The 17,983-nt window shown below is 34.7% G+C and carries 12 protein-coding genes and 1 tRNA gene; 6 read left to right on the top strand and 7 right to left on the bottom strand.

Translation table 11 applies throughout. The annotated features are described in order from the left end of the window. Nucleotides 1–161: 161 nt before the first annotated feature. The 5 genes from F6K15_RS16915 to F6K15_RS16895 form a co-directional block, all read right to left on the bottom strand. Nucleotides 162–1,142: a pentapeptide repeat-containing protein gene (locus F6K15_RS16915; RefSeq protein ID WP_293062639.1), complete on the bottom strand. Its 981-nt coding sequence runs from the start codon at nucleotides 1,140–1,142 to the stop codon at nucleotides 162–164. 644 nt (nucleotides 1,143–1,786) lie between these two features. Further along, nucleotides 1,787–4,468: an AAA-like domain-containing protein gene (locus F6K15_RS16910; protein WP_293062638.1), complete on the bottom strand. Its 2,682-nt coding sequence runs from the start codon at nucleotides 4,466–4,468 to the stop codon at nucleotides 1,787–1,789. A gap of 733 nt (nucleotides 4,469–5,201) precedes the next feature. Next, nucleotides 5,202–5,438 carry a hypothetical protein gene (locus F6K15_RS16905; RefSeq protein ID WP_293062637.1) on the bottom strand — a complete coding sequence of 79 codons (237 nt, stop codon included), beginning with the start codon at nucleotides 5,436–5,438 and terminating at the stop codon, nucleotides 5,202–5,204. A gap of 212 nt (nucleotides 5,439–5,650) precedes the next feature. Then, the gene (locus F6K15_RS16900) at nucleotides 5,651–5,806 is read right to left on the bottom strand and encodes a hypothetical protein (protein ID WP_293062636.1); all 156 of its coding nucleotides are present in this window, start codon (nucleotides 5,804–5,806) and stop codon (nucleotides 5,651–5,653) included. A gap of 316 nt (nucleotides 5,807–6,122) precedes the next feature. Beyond that, a tRNA-Val gene (locus F6K15_RS16895) sits at nucleotides 6,123–6,194 on the bottom strand. Between the two features lie 112 nt (nucleotides 6,195–6,306). Here F6K15_RS16895 and F6K15_RS16890 point away from each other — a divergent pair. Beyond that, nucleotides 6,307–6,924 (top strand): metal-binding protein, encoded by a 618-nt coding sequence (locus F6K15_RS16890; protein ID WP_293062634.1) that lies wholly within the window; start codon nucleotides 6,307–6,309, stop codon nucleotides 6,922–6,924. 127 nt (nucleotides 6,925–7,051) lie between these two features. Here the strand turns inward: F6K15_RS16890 and F6K15_RS16885 are convergent, their stop codons facing one another. After that, on the bottom strand, nucleotides 7,052–8,116 hold the full coding sequence (locus F6K15_RS16885; RefSeq protein ID WP_293062632.1) for a GGDEF domain-containing protein: 1,065 nt from the start codon (nucleotides 8,114–8,116) through the stop codon (nucleotides 7,052–7,054). 200 nt (nucleotides 8,117–8,316) lie between these two features. On the opposite strand from F6K15_RS16885, the gene F6K15_RS16880 reads away from it, so the two are divergent. The 3 genes from F6K15_RS16880 (at nucleotide 8,317) to F6K15_RS16870 (ending at nucleotide 13,160) form a co-directional block, all read left to right on the top strand. Further along, nucleotides 8,317–9,414 carry a permease gene (locus F6K15_RS16880; RefSeq protein WP_293062631.1) on the top strand — a complete coding sequence of 366 codons (1,098 nt, stop codon included), beginning with the start codon at nucleotides 8,317–8,319 and terminating at the stop codon, nucleotides 9,412–9,414. Nucleotides 9,415–9,820: 406 nt separating this feature from the next. Beyond that, entirely contained in the window at nucleotides 9,821–10,627 is an 807-nt protein-coding gene (locus tag F6K15_RS16875) for a TIGR03943 family putative permease subunit (protein WP_293062629.1), read from the top strand. A 973-nt stretch (nucleotides 10,628–11,600) separates the two neighbouring features. Then, complete coding sequence (locus F6K15_RS16870; RefSeq protein WP_293062627.1) at nucleotides 11,601–13,160, top strand: hypothetical protein; 1,560 nt, start codon at nucleotides 11,601–11,603, stop codon at nucleotides 13,158–13,160. A 470-nt stretch (nucleotides 13,161–13,630) separates the two neighbouring features. Here the strand turns inward: F6K15_RS16870 and F6K15_RS16865 are convergent, their stop codons facing one another. After that, nucleotides 13,631–14,338, bottom strand: a complete 708-nt coding sequence (locus F6K15_RS16865) for a hypothetical protein (RefSeq protein ID WP_293062625.1) — start codon at nucleotides 14,336–14,338, stop codon at nucleotides 13,631–13,633. A gap of 2,038 nt (nucleotides 14,339–16,376) precedes the next feature. Between F6K15_RS16865 and F6K15_RS16860 the strand changes: the two genes are divergently transcribed. Both F6K15_RS16860 and F6K15_RS16855 read left to right on the top strand, forming a co-directional pair. Next, a complete protein-coding gene (locus F6K15_RS16860) occupies nucleotides 16,377–17,528 on the top strand; it encodes a response regulator (RefSeq protein WP_293062623.1) in 1,152 nt (383 codons plus the stop codon). Between the two features lie 70 nt (nucleotides 17,529–17,598). Continuing rightward, a complete protein-coding gene (locus F6K15_RS16855) occupies nucleotides 17,599–17,964 on the top strand; it encodes a response regulator transcription factor (protein ID WP_293062621.1) in 366 nt (121 codons plus the stop codon). Nucleotides 17,965–17,983: the final 19 nt, after the last annotated feature.

Genomic DNA, 17,983 nt, shown 5'->3' with positions numbered 1-17,983 from the left:
AATAATTAATAATTAATAATTAATAATTAATAATTATTACCTCAAAGGCAGAGGGCAAGAGGTACTTATGCTGTTTGCGCAGCAGGAAATTCAGCAATTTTCCCTCCTGCCTTCTGCCTTCTGCCTCCTGCCTTCTTCCTTCTTTCTTCTTCCTTCTTCCTTCATTTCTCTGGTAAATTTAGCTGAGAATAAAATTCTCTAGAATATTTAGCTTGTTGCCAGTTATTAGCAGATTTAATCTGTAATGGATTCAGACCTTTTACTTTTTGTAGGTTGGTATCTTGTAGATTAGCATCTTGAAAATTTGCTCCTTGTAAATTAGCTTCTTGTAAGTTTACTCCTTTCAAATTTGCACCTTGAAAGTTAGCGTTTTTCAGATAACAACCTTGGAGATTTGCTCCTTTTAAATTTGCTTCTTGTAAGTCAACACCTTGAAGATTTCCTAGTATATAAGCTCCCTCCAAATTCGCTTTTTGTAAATTTGCTTCTAAGAGATTAACTCCTTCAAGATCGGCATTTTTTAGATTTGCTGAACAAAGATTTGCTTTTTGAAGTTGAGTTAAGAGAAAGAAAGTATCTTGAAGATTTGCTCCCCACAAAAAAGCTCCTTGTAATTGAGTTAATTCAAATTTACCTCCTCGAAGGTTGGCTTCTAAAAGTTTCGCTCCTTGAAGATTTGCTTCTTTAAAATCTACATCTACTAAATTAACTTGGTCTAAATTGGTTTTAGGTAGAGATAAACCTTTTAAACAAACACCTCCTTTGACAAGTTCTTCTAGGGCTTTGATTCTAGCATAGCTAATTTGTAATCCTTGGGCAGAGTCAATTACTTGCCAAGCTTGATAATGGGATTTCTTTTTTCCCCACCTAAGATAAATCACTAATGCTGTAACAACGCTAATATTTTCAATAGTTCCTAGAATTTCTGAGTCTTCAAGGGATTGTAGAAAAGCTTTACCCCACTCTGTTTTTTGTTCTATGGTATCTTCAATATAAATAATTCCTAAAATCAACAAAATAACGGTGAGTAAAATAGTAGCAATTTCTAATAAACTATAGATAAATCTCAGTGTACTTCTGAGTAATCTTGCGAATTTTCGCTGATTGTTTAGCGAGGATAAATATTTGTTAATAGAAAACATATTTGCAGGATTATAAGTAGGTTTTTATCAGGAGAAAATAAATACATTTGATGCACTTTTAATTGTGGTATTTTAGTTATATAAACAATAATATCTTATTCAGATAGTATATTGTCAAGAGTTAAGATAATAATAGACATCTCCAATAATAAAAAATCAAATTAATTCTCTTACTATATACATTAATTATTTCCACCTACTCTGTAGGGAGGTTGCATGGAACCTCCCTACTCCCTCTTTTCTGGAGATGTCTAATGATTTATAAAAATTTTCTTATACCAATTGGATCGAAAAAAATCACAAAAAAGGAGGAGTTGAAATCTCCTTTCCTAACGGAATGCTCCGCAAACGAGGGCATCTCAAAAAAATCTGCCGATCACTCTTGGTGCTGACTGCTGACTGCTTCTTTAATACATGATTTATAGACTGGCTACAGGATAAAATGGTGAAAATATAATATTTTTCCACAAATTCATAGATATAAATTTAGGATTTTGATACTTTGACTAATATAGCGTTTTCAAATGAGATTTTAAACAAGAATTGGTTATTTACTAACAAGAAAAAGTCCAGCAAACTTTCTTACCTGTTGCCTATTCCCTATTCCCTATTCCCTAGCACGTAGCGCTATAACTGAAATTGCTTTACAGTCGATAACTAAAATATCTCCGATACAATTCACATAGGGGCATGACTAAATTTCCTTGAAATTTTACTAATCCCATACTGCGTAATTTGAATCCTTCTTTTGTGCCTATAGAGATAGGGTAATCTATGGTAATAATTTGTTTAATTGCTGTTAATAATTCTGGGTGTTCTTCGAGATTATTTAAGTGGCGACGTAGGTGGTCACAATAGGGACCTTCTTCTGTGGGAGCAACCTGTAATAGCTTTTCTAATGTTATTCTTCCCCTGGCAATTTGATAGAGAGCTTGACGTACTAAATAAGGATGTCCCCCGACCATTGCCATTAATTCTTTTATCTGTTCTGAAGACCATTCTAAATGATGTAATTTGACTAAGTTTTCTACTTCTTCCCAGTTGAGTTCTCGTAACTCTATGGGTAAACCGACATTAAAAGGTGACTGATTAATATTTAGAGGAATATATACTTCTTTTGAATGTACAATTACTAACCTTAACTTTTGCCAAACTGCTTCGTTTTTACCACGTTCATGCCAAGTCCTGAGCAAAGCAAAAAAGGAAGTAGCAATTTCTGGATGTTGAAAAACTTGGTCTACTTCATCTAATCCTAAAACTAAAGGAGTAGAAATTTCTGATAGTAGATATCTTTGAAAATAATTTGTACATTTATTTTTACTTCCTAATACTCCTTGCCAATATTCAGATAGTTTTTCTTCTAGATTCAATTCATCAGTAATACTGGCACAAAACCACTTTAAAAATAAATCAAGATTAGTGAGAAATTCCTCATCTGCTGACTGAAAATTTAAACAAGCTTTGCAATATCCTTGCTGTTGAGCATAATTCAAAATTCTACTCATTAAAGAAGTTTTTCCCATCTGTCGAGGTGCTTTAACTCGAATCAAAGCTCCCGGATTCATAATAGTTTCATAACACTCCGACTCTATGGGCGATCGCTCTATATAAAAGAAAGAATTAAGTGGTACTTGACCAGAGGGAGTATCCAGTAATAGCCCCTTTTCATTGTTTTGAAAATTGCTTGGAGTTTGAGTACCCATCCACTTTTTCCTTCTTCCTTCTTCAACTTGTGAATTACCTGGTCGTGTCACATCAAAATTAATAGGTTGTGAGATAATTGCTGTTGTTGCTTTTTCCTGCTGAATCCTTAATTCCGTTAATTCTAATCTAACTTTCTGGAGAGATTTATCTAAATATTCTAGAGTCAATTTATCTCCTGGTAATTGTTGATTAATTATCTCTAAAAAATCATATTCAAAAATTTCTTTAACTATTTGATTCTGGCGCACTTCTTGCATAAAATTAACAGCTACTAAATTTAATAAACCTCCCACATCTCTTTGCAGCTTTTCTAAATATCCATCTGGTTCATCTCCCTGGAGTAATACCTGAATAAAACTCTGGCATAAATTCTTAATTTCATCTACAGGAGGCAAAGGAATTAACAAACAACTAATATCTTCAGGAAAACTTGTTACATATTCTGTTTGATTGATTTTTTTTAACTCACTTCTCAACTTAGATATTTTACGATTCACCCAACCCAAATTTTCTCGTTTTTGCTCAGAATGAAATGGTGAATATTGAAGTACTGTGGGAAAAGAACCACCAATCTGATTTCTATATTCAATAGCAATTTTTTCTTGTGCCTTTAATAGCGACATATTAACAGTTTTGTAAAGCTCATAATTCACAGAAGTACTATTTTGCTGAAGGCGGTCTACAAAGAATTCTAGACAATTTTGAAAAATACTAAAATCGCAATTTTTATACTGACAAATCAAACCAATAGTTATCTTTAATAAAATCCAATTTAATATTCCAGAAATAGGTTCAATATTTCCCTGTAACGCTCGTAAAGCAACAGCAGCATCCGAGTAACGTTGTCTCCAATTAACCCTAACCGTTTTTGTTAAAAAATTAGCCAGCTTTTCACTGATATTAGGAGCTAATTTTTGTAAGTCTATTTCACCTAATTCATCCTGGATAAAATCCCTCGGTGTAACTCCTGTCAAAGCTTGAATTGCAGTAATACCCACAGCATAAATATCACTAGCAAATTGTGGTCTTCCTTGTGCTTGTTCCACAGGCATATAACCAGGAGTACCCACTGCAATTGTACTACTAGATTTTCCCTGAGAATTAACAACAATATTACTCACTTCTTTAACCGCACCAAAATCAATTAACATTAATTTTTGGTCGCGGTCTCGCCGCATAATATTCCCTGGTTTAATATCTCGATGAATTACCCCATTTTGATGTACAAAAGCTAAAACTTCTAAAATTTCTGACAAAAAATTTAGCACTTTAGCTTCACTCCAAAGCTGACTCATTTCTGTGGTTAAATCATGGCCTATTATCAGTTCTTGAACTAGATAAAATTCTTGATTATGCTCAAAATAAGCATACAAAGTAGGAATCCTATCGTATCTACTAAGTCGGTTGAGAATTTGACCTTCTTGCTCAAATAATCTTTGGACTTGCTGATGCTTAATAGTCGGTTTTAGTCGTTTAACAACACGCTGAGGTTTAGGATTTTCTGGTATATCTATATCCTCAGCAATATAAGTTTCTCCAAACCCACCCCCACATCCTAATTGTTCGACAATTTTGTAATGTTGTCTGAGAGTTTGACCAATTAAAGAATTATTTTCAGACATTTTTTTAGACTTCTCCAATAATCGAAAATTAAATCAATTATGGCATTATTTGAAGAAGGCAGAAGGCAGAGGGCAGAAGGAAAAATTGTATGGGGATAGTCTTCGACACGCCAATTCGTGTCTACAAACCCCAAATAATATTAAACAATAGACTTGTCGCTTTATAACTTCAAAAATCCCCAAAAACCTTGTTCTATAACGATTGTAGCTATTGGAAGCTAAAAAGCCTTGGAGTTATTGCTCTGTCTAGGTTGGAGCGATTTTTTCCCTCTATTTAGCGACAAGTCTAATATATATCTTTACGGAAGTAGGACAACTAAAGTCTGTTCTACTTTGCGATCACGTCAATGGAACGGAGTTTTATCGCAGCTCGGAATATTTCAAAAAATAAAAAACCCAGATAGATTAAACTACCTGGGACGTTACTTCAGTTATCAGTTATCAGTTATCAGTTATCAGTCAAATAATTTTTGAAGGAAGTTTAGGAAGAAATTCCTACTAAAAGTTTCCAACTAATCCGTATTAACCCAAGCGGGGGGGTCACTCGACACGCGACGTAGTAGGAACACAGTGGACGTTTCCAACTAATCCGCATTAACCCAAGCGGGGAGGTCTTAGCTCTGGCTCTATTCACAACAACCTAAATACAGACATATCATAATTATTAAACACTATAATATAGCGTATTTGCCTAAGTACTGAAGGCATCAAGGTAAAATAGATGAGAATAATCCTAGTTTAGATTGAGGAACCATACATTGATAACGTGCGGAAAATCAAACAAATCTTGATTAATAGTCCAAGAAAATAGCCACTTGACTATCTTAAAATTATGGCAAAGATTCCAATATCTTCTTACCATTTCTTTTCCTTGTAGCCAAACATCTTCAATAGGGTTTTGTTCAGGAGCATTTGGAGCTAAACGAATACATCTTATTAACCATTCTTCTTGCCTTTTTCCCTGATTCATTATAGTATACTGTCTACTGTTAGATTATATAACGCCACAAGAGGGTATTGATAAGAAAGAAGGTTTGACTTTTTATCTAACCCAGCCAGTCCCACCAATCATATTAGACCGTTAGTAATAGCGATCGCTCATACCTTTAGTCCATACTAGACGGGGCAGATTATCAGTAATAGCGATCGCTCATACCTTTAAGCCCCACTAGCTGGGATGGACTATTCGTAATAGCGATCGCTTATACCTTTAGTCCCTAAATTCATTTTTAGAGATTTTTTTGGTGTGGTGGATGGTGGTAGATGATGTGGTGAATATGTTGTGGACAAAACCCTTGCCAGAGGTGGATGTGGTGAATCAAACTTATTTATTTTCAAAAAATAATTAATTATTTGCTCAACAGAAAATCTTTAGACCTTAGTATTTTTTTAAAAAATCCACAACATCCACAACATTCACCTCTACCAGTAGTTTCAGCCACCACATATCCACCACAAACCACAACAAAGACAAATAGCTTCAATAAAAAGACAATATTCAAGTGTTCAAATGTGTCAATATTTCTTTATTTCTTAATGGACTTTTAGAATTAAAGATTAAAAGTGGGGCAAAGATGGAGTGAGGGTACAGTTATGACTGCTCAATAAACAAGCACAATAATCCTTGCCCCTTTTATTCCAAGTAATTCTTGTATGGGCGGTACTGGATTTGAACCAGTGGCATCCTGCTTGTAAGGCAGGCGCTCTACCGCTGAGCTAACCGCCCAACTTTTACTACTATAACACATCTTACTAAATATGCAAGTAAAAAAAAGTATCTTTTATCTGCTAAGTTTGATAAATAGATTATGCTTTTTTTGGCCTAGATTAAATCTGCTATGCCCAGTGGTAGCACCCATGACCGGATAACCTTGTGGAGTTTACCCATAGTAACAAGCTTAAGCTTTGGGTTAATTCATAGTACCCACTTAACCTTATTTGTTTCTGGGGGTTTTTTGTTCAGTGGGCTAATGTTTGGCCCAGACCTGGACATTAATTCTCGGCAATTTCAACGATGGGGTTGGTTTAAGTGGCTTTGGCGACCCTACCAAACAAGTCTGAATCATCGCTCCTTTTTATCTCATGGACCGATAATTGGTACTGCACTACGAATCCTGTATCTTTTGACATGGCTGGGAGTAGTAATTGTATTTGGTTTAATTATAGATAAATTACTGGGGCTGGAATGGAGTATTTTAGGGTTTGTTGAAAGCTTGTGGCGATCGCTTTCCCTGCATTATCAAGAAGTAATTGCTTTATTAGTGGGTCTAGAACTTGGTGCAATGAGTCATTCTGTTAGTGATTGGAGTAGTTCAGTTTATAAACGCTTCAAAACTAAAGGTTTATCTAGCTTACTCCCCAAAGTCAAACCTCAGAAACAGCGACGTAAGTCCACTCCTCGTAAATCTACTTCCCCAAAAGTCGTTCCTCCTAGAAGTCGTCGTACTCAAAAATAACATTATGTTGATTCAAGAAATCATCACCAGAAAATTAGCTTAAGTATTAAAGCAATATTTAGAGTTAGAGTAGATGCAACAAAGCCAAAATTTGTTTCAAATTTTTTTGATTTATCTAGAGCGACCCTTAACTAAGAATAACGCGATCGCGACCTTGAATTTTAGCTTGATAAAGTGCTCGATCTGCTTCAGCAATTAATGCTTCTCGCGAGCTACTCAATTGAGGTATAGTTGTAGCAACTCCTAAACTTAAAGTTACAACTTTTGAGGCAACAGATGCTTTATGGGTAATATTTAATGACTTGACATGAGAACGAATTTGTTCCGCTATAGAAACAGCATCAATAGCATTCATCTGAGGTAAAACTATCGCAAATTCTTCTCCTCCATAACGAGCCACTAAATTTTCCTTATTTGTTTTAAGTGACGTTTGAACAGCTTGATTAATTCCTAAAGCTACTTGCTTGATACACTTATCTCCAGCTTGATGACCATAAGTGTCATTATAACCTTTAAAACAATCAATATCTGCCATAATTATGGATATAGGGCTTTGTTGTTTAGACATCTGGAGCCACTGTTGAGCTAAATATTCGTCAAATCTTCTACGATTAGCAACTTGAGTCAAGGCATCTAAAGAAGCTTGAAGCTCTAATTTTTGGTGAGCTGTCTCCAATTCTTGATAAAGTTCATGGAGTAAATTACTGGCCAATTGATGAATATGACATTGAGCTGTCAGCAGATGATGGACATCTAAAATTCTGTAGACATAGGGTTCGATTTCAACCACAATTGGTTCATAAGCTTGGTTAGTTGGTCTCTGTAAAGCTTTACTACTAGCTTCTATAACTTTCGTATCTCCAGGCATCATTAAAAAATCTGTGTAAGCGAACTCATACAAAGTCTTTAAAGACCTTTTGAGAAATAGTTCTCGTCCAAAAGGGCGACTCAGATACTCCAAAAATCGCTGTCGGGAAATCATTCCTGAGATATGTCCCTCTTCAGTTAAGATTATTCCTGGCAATCTTGGTTCAGCTTCTAGTCTTAAAGCAGCCACTTCTCCTGATTGATTACTGTCAACTTGAAAATCATATAATGATAAATTTCGTAAAGTTAACTCCTGAAAAGTTTTTGGCAGGGAGTTTTCAAGAGCTGGTAAGATTAAGGGCTTAAAGCTAGATAAGTTAAGCATAAAACTCAAAATATTATTTGTGTGTCAAAAGAAACTGTATAGATCTAGATTAAGTTAATTATCTAGATTACCTTAGTATATACTTACATTGTAAATATATGTATAGTTATTTAAATAATACCGACCCCTAGGAGATTATTGAACCAGAGAAAATATTTAGAAAATAAAGTTTAAAGAGTAAATATAAAGTAAATATAAAGATGGCATCAACGCTGACAAATCAGTTGAATAATGCTTTCACCCTCTTTCTTAGTTTATTGGTAGAAGCAATACCATTTTTACTGTTGGGGGTGATTTTCTCCGGAATATTACAGTGGTTTATTGATGAGCGTAAATTAATTACATATCTGCCTAAAAACCCTCTTTTAGGAGCGTTTGTCGGTAGTTTAATTGGTTTTTTGTTCCCAGTATGTGAATGTGGTAATGTTCCAGTTGCCCGACGTTTATTGATACAAGGTGTACCAGCTTCAGTAGCAATTGGTTTTTTATTGGCAGCTCCAACAGTAAATCCCATAGTAATATGGGCCACTTGGACTGCTTTTAGAGACCAACCAGAAATAGTAGTGTTACGGGTGGTATTTTCTCTGGCAATAGCAACAATTATTGGTTGGGTATTCAGCGTACAAAAGGATATGCGACCGTTATTGCAACCTACAACTGCTCGTCTATTACCTAGACCTCAACAGTCAGTTTCTCAAAAAGTTGAAACTTCTCCTCTTTTACAGTCAGGAACATTTTTTCTCGGTCAATCTAGCACATCTATGCCCCTGGAGTCTATCCCACTGTGGCAAGTAGAAGCTAGTACTATTAATCAAAGTCCACTAGGTGTGAGTAGTCAAACCACTTCTAACAAAGATATGAGCTGGAAATCTCTGTTCGTTGCACCTGATAGACAGCGACTTTTATCTTTGTTAAATAGTATGGTGCAAGAGTTACAAGACTTAGGTGGAGTTTTGGTTATTGGTAGCGCGATCGCTGCAATGATTCAGGTTGCTGCACCCCGTGAATTTATTCTGAGTCTTGGTCAGGGTCCTATTAGTTCAATTATTGCTATGCTGACTTTGGCCACAGTGGTTTCTATTTGTTCGACTGTGGATGCTTTTTTTGCTTTGTCATTTGCCGCAACTTTTACCAGTGGTTCCCTATTAGCTTTTTTGGTTTTTGGACCTATGATTGATATCAAAGCTGTTGGTTTGTTATTATCAGTATTTCGGTCGCGGGTTGTAATTTATTTAATGGTTTTAGCAGCACAATTAACATTTATGATGGCTTTGATTGTGAATTTATATTTGAGTTAAATTAACTTATAGCAGGGAACAATTAATAATTAATAATTAATAATTAATAATTAATAATTACTGAAGGATTAATAATTACCGAAGAATTAATAATTCAATAATTCAATAATTCAGGTTTAAAGCCGACCCTTTCAAGGGTAAAAATATAAATTTTTTCCTTTTATTCAATCCTATCCGTTTTAGGGAGAGGTAATTATCAATTATCCATTATCAATTATCAATTATTGAACTCTCCTTTAAAATTAAGAGGATTGATTCAAAGGAAAATTTTTCTTCTCTTGGTCGATTGGATATGGCGCAGGTTTCTTCGCCATCCCAACCGACGGTAAGCTGAGAAGATAGACCGCTTTTATCCCCTTAAAAGAGGAGGCTTGAAACCACAATATTTGTCAGCAATTTTAATCAGATGAAAGTTTACAATTCACTTTTTTTTCTACTCAAAAAATATAGTTCTTGGATAGATGCTATAGCAATTTTTGTTTGGGGTTTTGTGTTATTGTATTATTGGACTACAAGCAAGTTATATATATTAATTCATCCTCGTTATTTTGGTTTAACAGTGGGAGCTGGAATTGCTTTACTATTATTAGGTGGATTGAAAATTTGGGAATTATTGAATATTAGCAAAAATCAAAGATTTAAGAGACAATCAAAACAAGCATTAACCAGTATTGAAAATCAGCATATTAATCTTTTTCCTCCTGGTTGGAGTAGTGGTTTATTATTAATATCAGCTCTATCGGCATTGATGATTACTCCTCAAGTTTTTGCTAGTCAAACAGCATTACAAAGAGGCTTAACAGAATCTTTGCCAGTAACTAGAACTCAACCTCAAGAATTTCGTAGTGTTACTAAACCAGAAGAGCGATCGCTGATTGAATGGATTAGAATTTTAAATGTTTATCCAGAACCAGATGCTTATAATGATCAAAAAGTTGAAGTGACTGGGTTTGTAATTTATCCTCCTGGATTATCTGAGCAATATTTTTGGATATCTAGATTTATTCTGACTTGTTGTGCTGCTGATGCTTATCCAGTGGGATTACCAGTTAAATTACCAGAAGGTAGGAGTCGGAGTAAATATGCTCAAGATGGTTGGTTTAAAGTTGAAGGTAAAATGATTACTGATGAGCTGAATGGTCAACGTAAATTAACAATTTTGCCATCTACAATTAAACCAATTCCTAAGCCGAAAAATCCTTATGATTATTGAAGAAGGAGGAAGGAAGAGGGAAGAAGGAAGGAGTGGATGGGAACTCAAACCACAAGAAATTTTAAACACTATGTAGAACGTGGGGTATTAAACTCAAAATAAAAAGATAATATTATCTCCGTTTAATTATAGCAATCTCACAAATAATCCTCTATAAATATTAAGAATAAGTCTTCAAACGGTAGTAAATACTATTATGATTAAGCACAATTTTCAACTCATCCGAAACTTTTATCAAAATAATTGGGTCGCGCAACCCCGTCTTTTAAAGCGAAATATTTTTTGAGGGTTGCTCAAAATCCCTGTAATACCATTTCTCAAAAACTTTTCTACATTTTGTTGAGCAGGAGACCCACCCCTAAACCCTCCCAGGAGGGGAAACAACCATAAGAATAATTAACATTAACGCAAGCTAAAATTAGCATGCAAAGTGATTCGGTTTGTGCTAATTAGTTGACAACTGAAGTATTGCCCAAGTATAGCACTAATACCAATTTGATAAATGTTTGCTACAAATATCTAGGGTATTTCTTAGGAGTCAACCTACCCCTAGCCCCTCCCAGGAGGGGAACTCAGGAGGACCGAGTCCTATGGGAATAGCTTTACAGCGCTTTTCAGATTGATAAACCACATCGTCATAACGAAAACCTTGTAAGGGCGCCATTCGGAGCTTTGCGTTAGCAAATGCCATTCGCCCCTACTGTGGTCTACTGAAATGAAAACCGCTGTAATACCATTTTTTAGGGCGTAAATTATCTTTTTCTCTTGGTGCGCTACCAGATGCGACTATCGTCGTCGCGGGGTCGCACCGCTTTATCAAATAGACATCTCCTGTAAATTATTTTTATCGCTCTTACTATTCGTAACATTCTTTTTTCACGCTTGGTATAATGCGTGGGAATTGGTATCACAAAAATAACTTCTGACTTCTGACTTCTGACTTCTTTAACTGTGGGATATAAAGGAAAAATAAATGGTAAATTTAAGAAAAAAAATTAATCATCTATTTCGCGAAAATCAAGACATTATTTTACAGGAGTTACGACAACCTCTGGACAGAGTTGCTATTACTTTGATTCTCGGATTAACTGTGTTAATTTGTCTGCTATTTGTGGGTGGTGGAAGTACAGCTCCAAAAGTTAAAGACTTTAGCTGGCAAGACAAAAAAATAGGAGCTGAAGATACAGCTTTTATACTAAATTTTAATCGACCCATGAACCATGCAAGTGTTGAAAAAAACTTAACAATAGAACCACCTTTACCAGGGAAAGTGAGTTGGGCAGGTCGGAGAATGGCTTATACAATTTTAGAACCTGCTCCCTATGGTAATCAGTATACAGTGAAATTATCAGGGGCAAAAGAAAAGTTTTATGGTTTAGATCAAGGGGAGGTAATGCAGCCTTTTCAAGGTCTATTTAGCAGTCGCGACCGTGCATTTGCTTATATAGGTTTTCAAGGAGAGAAAAAAGGCAGATTAATCTTAATTAATTTAACTAAAAAACAACAGCCTATAATACTAAGTCCGAAAAATTTAGAAGTAATGGATTTTAAATTTTTTCCCAAGGGAGAAAAGATTTTATTTTCGGCAGTTGAAAAGCAAAATGAAGTTCCTACTCTGATAGAACAACAAATATACACTGTGACAACTGGGATTAATTTTGCTCCTGGAGATGCCAAATTAAAATCTTCAGAAGCTGTAGGTAAAATCGAAAAAGTTCTTGATAATTCAGAATACCAAAACTTGAAATTTGATTTATCTCTTGATGGTAAAAAAATTGTAATTCAACGGGTAAATAGAAAAGATATTTTTGATTCCGGACCGTGGGTATTAGAATTAGGAAAAGAAGTACAACCTTTAACAAATAAAGATGGAATAATTCAAAAAGGTGGAGACTTTTTAATTACACCAGATAGCAAAAATTTAGTAATTTTACAAGGAGAAGGAACCTCAATTTTACCAATAAATCCAGAAACAGATTCAGAGGATTTAATATTTTTACCAAAGTTTGGAACAGTATTAAATTTTGCTCCTGATGGTTCGATGGCAACGATGGTAAAATATAATCAAGATGGGACGCGATCGCTTTATATTGTGACTAATCAAGGCGAGGAGCGAGAGATATTGCGAACTCGTCCTTATGGTAATATTCTCACTGCAGAATTTGACCCGAATAAAAGTATTCTTTATTGTTTATTAACTCAAGTAGTAGAGAATGGAGAAGAGTATCAAGAACAACCTTATATTGCAGCATTTGATATTAAGAGAAATTTGTTAAAACCTTTAGTGATTTTGCCAAACCAACAGGAGGTTAACATGGATTTGTCTCCGGATGGTTTAGCATTATTATTTGACCAAATGGTAACAATATCAAATCAAGAAGAACAAGAACAAGAAAATACCAAAAACACAATAAAAATTAGTCGTTTATGGATGTTACCTTTAGATTCAAAAATGCCAGAAGATGATTCCCAGTGGCAGCTTCAACCAGAAGAGTTGCCTCTAACTGGTTTTAATCCGAAGTGGCTGCCTTAACTAGGGTTTGCGTATGGGAAGTCTTTTTGCTGGGGTAGGAGACAGGAGACAGGAGACAACCCACCCCTAGCCCCTCCCAGGAGGGGAGGGGAAGACAGGAGAAATGGGAATGAGCAAGGAGGTAGGAGTTAAGAATTGTCTCTCAATTTTTCTGCCATAATCATCCCAAAATACTAGCATGCATGAGCTTTTTCCACCAAAAAGCTGGTACTTTTTTCAACTATAAAACGCTAAAACCAATATCAGTCAATACTTTGAGAATTAATCAGCAACCCATATTTAATTATTAATTATTAGGTAAGAATTGTTCCTTAATTGTTATGTCCTACTATGCGCCTAAAATACTAACTTTTTGAGCTTTTTAGACTGAAAACCAGGTACTTTTTTCGACAAAAAAAAAGGCACTTGTCTTTATATGCCAATGCTTTTAGATTAGACCGGTAAGCTCTACATACTTCTAACGAAAAAAATTAACTCTTATTTTTAATATAAAAACTAACTCCTATATCCGCATCTAACTCACCTAAATAAGTTAATAAACTATAGATAAAAACTACACATCCCATCATTTCCATTACTTCTTCTACAGTGGCTAACATTGCATAAACTAAATTCTGCTGACCATCAATTCCATCATAGTAACTTCCGACCATTTCCATACCCAATGCACCACCTACATATAAACTAATAGCAATTAAGAAATATCGGCGTAATTGCTTTGGTAAATAGAGTATAAATTTCCAATATTTCCAGATAAAAATTGCTACTAAAACTGTTCCGGGAATTACCCACACTGAATGCCAAAAACTGGGAATATTTAGAGCATCTGCTAAGTCATCAATAATCAAAATTTCATGGATACTAGCTATTTCGTCAAATGCTAATAGAAAGAAGATGATTGAGAGAATTTTCCACTGTCGCCAGAAACGGTCAGACAATGATTTTTTTATAGCAAAAATTCCACGAATAATTAATCCACAAGATACCAACATTAAACTTGAATACCAAGTTGGAATATTCATTTCCCGGTCGAGATTAAATAATCTTGTCCAGGGTTCGCGGTAATCAAAAACGTATTTACCTATCTGAATGGCGATGCTGCATATAGTTAAAAATATTATGCCAAAAGTTAAGTATTTAGCAATTTTAAAGGGAGAAATTGTGATTTTAAATTTCATTAATAGCAGTTTTCCACTTGATGAAGTACAGAGTTTAAGGGCGTTAGCGGAGCTTTGCGGAACGCAAACGGCCGTTAGCTTCCCCATAACTATCATTAACGCCCCTACTCCCTACTCCCTACCCCCTACCCCCTACCCAAAAATAATTTTGTAGTCTACTTAAATGAATTGCGCTGTAAAACTTTCAAATATGGCAAAGCATAATCAACCTAAAAAAGATAAAAAAGGCAATTATTTGCTGAATAACTCGATCTATGCGTAATGCGATCGCCTAAAGGTGCGATTAACTTATTAGTATCTGGATAAAACCCAGAATATGAAGCAAAGAGTTATTGGGCGTTGGTAAAGCGCGTGTATGATATTAATCGCGCATTACTTAGGAGTCAACCCACCCCTAGCCCCTCCCCCTCCCAACCCACCCCTAACCCCTCCCAGGAGGGGAAGTCAGGAGTCAGGAGGAAAGAAAGAAGAAGAAACCCCGAGTATAAGGATAAAGTTTTTTGGTCGCGTAAAGGTCATGGACTTCTATCGCGCTCTTATCCGGAAATGATATCATACCTCAAATTACCAACGCCAGTTATTGTAAACTGTGTTTAATTCCAAACTGCAGAAGGTAAAATCATGTTTTTGGCTGTCGCCGATATGTTTGCGCAGCATGAGCTAGGAAAAAGCACAGCAATGTTTAGCACGGTTTAGAAATCTGGCGTTGCTGATTCTGGGATATGATGCAAGCCCCCCTAACCCCCCAAAATTGGGGGGAATAAAACTCTAAAAGTCCCCCTAAATTGGGGGATGCTCGGGGGCGAAGGCGAGAACCAAACAATCGCGCATTCATACTTCAATTCAGCAACGCCGTAAATCTCAAGGTGTAACCTAAACACATCGCGGGAAAATTTCAAATATCTACCTTAGTATGATTCTAACTTTTAAAAGTCAGCTTCTGTTGAGCAGATTGTCAGTACTTTGTTTGATGGGGATTTAGTTCTAGTTATTGTCTAGTGTATGTACATACAATATACTTTATACTTTCAATCTTACTAAGATTAATCATAGCATGATCCAACGATTTGTATTTGTCTCAAATTAGCAAAAATTTAAGTGTTTAATATGGCCTTGATGTGGCCGTTTTATCATTTTGTAATACTTCTACTATATTTTGTTGACCCTAAAGAATTGAATCAGTGAACAGTTATAGGTATATGAGAGATACCCAAGGGAAATCGATCCGCGTCTATAGACTCCTCACAAAGGTGAAAAGTTAAAAATATTAACTGAGAACTGAATGGAGTCAGTACATCTCTATTGCTCCTTTTCAATACTTTGATAACTAATATGTATCCTAACTTCTGAAAAGACGATATGTGAGAAAGCCATAGTGCAAAAAAAATGTTCAAGTGGCGATCGCTCCTAGAATTCACATCATAAATATTAATTTAACTTAATCTGTTTAGAACCCTGAGAATTTAACATTCCTGATAAATTTATTCGCTTTTTAATTTTGTAATAAATTCATAGTATTATAGCACAGCTTTTATAGTTTGTAAATCCACATAAGGCGATCATTCAAATTATTGGCCACATGGCATATATACTTAGATGGAGTAGTGTAGAATTATTTATATGTACGATCTTAATATCAAACAACTATAAGCCATGGTGTATTTTAAGATACTTACTTTAAATATTAGTAATCAATTGATTTGTGAAATCAAATTTGTTTGGCGATAAAAATTACATAATTTTACTGCTTATATATTCACGATTTTTCTCTAATTCATGTTATGAATTCACAGGAAAAATTACTAATTTTAAGACAATTTTTTTTCAAATGTATAATGTTGTGTTTTTCTATTTGAAAGATGTAGGTATGGTTATATAATATTATTAATGTAGAAAAAACTCAAAAAAAATTATTGTATAGTCATTTTATTGAGAAGAAAAACTAATCTAGAAAGTTAAGCAGATGGCCACAAGTGATGTTATAAAGTATTCACAACTCGATAATTATTCGAGTTTTCATATTGAACCTTTAAAATTCATGTCTGCAAATAAAAAAATCATCAAATTAGCACAAGAAATAGACATTCTTAGTCAAAGAATGGCAACAGGCAACCTATTATTAAATAGCCATGCCAAACAAGGAAAACTTTATATATTCTATGGTAGATTACTCTATACTACTGGCAACCTTCATAGAGTTAGACGTTGGCAACGAGCGATTGGATGGCACTGTCCTGAATGGAATCCTGTAATCTCACAACTATCAGATCAAGAAAAACCGTGGGAATATCTTCTGCTGTATGATGGAATAGCAAGAAATCAAATTACTCTTTCTCAGGCTAAAAAAGTCATTCGTACTGTCACCTTAGAAATATTATTTTCTTTGAGTCTTTATGCAGACCTAACACCCCAGTGGGAGCCAAGATCAGATAGTAAATCAGAATTATCTTTAGGTTTAGCTCTATGCTATAGAGAACTAGAAGAAATTTTTAGTAAAGTTACTAAAATGCAAAATTTATGGAAAAGAGCAGGTTTTGATAGTCTTAACCCCAATCTTGTTCCTGTAATGAAAAAACCTATTACACCAGAAGCTCTATCTGGTTGGGGTAAATATTTACAGGGAGACCTAACTCTATGGGATATTGCCTATCAACTACGAAAATCAGTATTAGCTGTAACTAAAACTTTACTTCCTTTAGTTAAAAAAGGATTACTTCAATTAAAAACAGTACCAGACTTACCAACATCAGCTATAAAATCATCTTTAACAACAGCTAACGATCGGAATAATGTAGACAAAACTACATCAAAAAAACAATCATTAATTGCTTGTATAGATGATAGCCCAATAGTTGCTGAAACATTAAAGAAAATTGTGCAACCTGCAGGTTATAGATTTATCAGTATACAAGATCCAATTAGAGGATTTGTCAAAATAGCCGAATATAAACCAGATTTAATTTTTCTTGACCTAGAAATGCCTCATGCAAATGGTTATACTGTCTATCAATTCTTACGCAAAGCACCAGCATTTGAAAAGATACCAGTGATCATTTTTACCAGTCGAAATAATTTGATAGACCGCAGTCGGGCTAAATTAATAGGAGCAGCTGACTTTTTGAGTAAACCTCCTAAACCAGAAGAAGCCTTAAAAATGATCCAAAAACATTTGCCTAATACTGAAAATTAAAGTGGCAAATAAAAAATTTATAAATACAAGTAAATTTTTGGACAAACATTAAATAAAAAGTAGTAAAATTATGAAAGCAAGTATATTAATTGTAGAAGATAGCCCAACTGAAGCTAGTATTTTGACTGAATGTCTACAAAAGTCAGGATTTGATGTATTGAGTGTAACCACAGCAGAGGCAGCTAAAGTTTTGCTGAATCAAAAAACTTTTGACGCAATTTTAACAGACGTGGTATTGCCTGGTCAAAGTGGTTATGGACTGTGTAGGGAACTAAAAAATCAAGAAAATACAGCTCATATACCAATTATTATTTGTTCTAGTAAATCAGGGAAAATAGACCAAAAATGGGGTATGAAGCAAGGTGCATCTGCTTATGTAACAAAACCAATTAATCGAGAAGAAGTTGTAGCAACATTAAGACGATTAGTTGTTTAACAAAAATAAATTTTTATGA

The sequence above is a fragment of the Okeania sp. SIO2B3 genome (genome assembly GCF_010672525.1).
In the GTDB taxonomy this organism is placed as follows: domain Bacteria; phylum Cyanobacteriota; class Cyanobacteriia; order Cyanobacteriales; family Microcoleaceae; genus Okeania.
This window is presented reverse-complemented; position numbering and strand designations above follow the sequence as displayed.

Coding starts and splice junctions, on each gene's coding strand:
- F6K15_RS16915 (WP_293062639.1), bottom strand. CDS start 1,142: ATGTTTTCTATTAACAAATATTTATCCTCGCTAAACAATCAGCGAAAA.
- F6K15_RS16885 (WP_293062632.1), bottom strand. CDS start 8,116: ATGCTTAACTTATCTAGCTTTAAGCCCTTAATCTTACCAGCTCTTGAA.
- F6K15_RS16865 (WP_293062625.1), bottom strand. CDS start 14,338: ATGAAATTTAAAATCACAATTTCTCCCTTTAAAATTGCTAAATACTTA.
- F6K15_RS16855 (WP_293062621.1), top strand. CDS start 17,599: ATGAAAGCAAGTATATTAATTGTAGAAGATAGCCCAACTGAAGCTAGT.
- F6K15_RS16870 (WP_293062627.1), top strand. CDS start 11,601: ATGGTAAATTTAAGAAAAAAAATTAATCATCTATTTCGCGAAAATCAA.
- F6K15_RS16860 (WP_293062623.1), top strand. CDS start 16,377: ATGTCTGCAAATAAAAAAATCATCAAATTAGCACAAGAAATAGACATT.
- F6K15_RS16890 (WP_293062634.1), top strand. CDS start 6,307: ATGCCCAGTGGTAGCACCCATGACCGGATAACCTTGTGGAGTTTACCC.
- F6K15_RS16875 (WP_293062629.1), top strand. CDS start 9,821: ATGAAAGTTTACAATTCACTTTTTTTTCTACTCAAAAAATATAGTTCT.
- F6K15_RS16910 (WP_293062638.1), bottom strand. CDS start 4,468: ATGTCTGAAAATAATTCTTTAATTGGTCAAACTCTCAGACAACATTAC.
- F6K15_RS16880 (WP_293062631.1), top strand. CDS start 8,317: ATGGCATCAACGCTGACAAATCAGTTGAATAATGCTTTCACCCTCTTT.
- F6K15_RS16905 (WP_293062637.1), bottom strand. CDS start 5,438: ATGAATCAGGGAAAAAGGCAAGAAGAATGGTTAATAAGATGTATTCGT.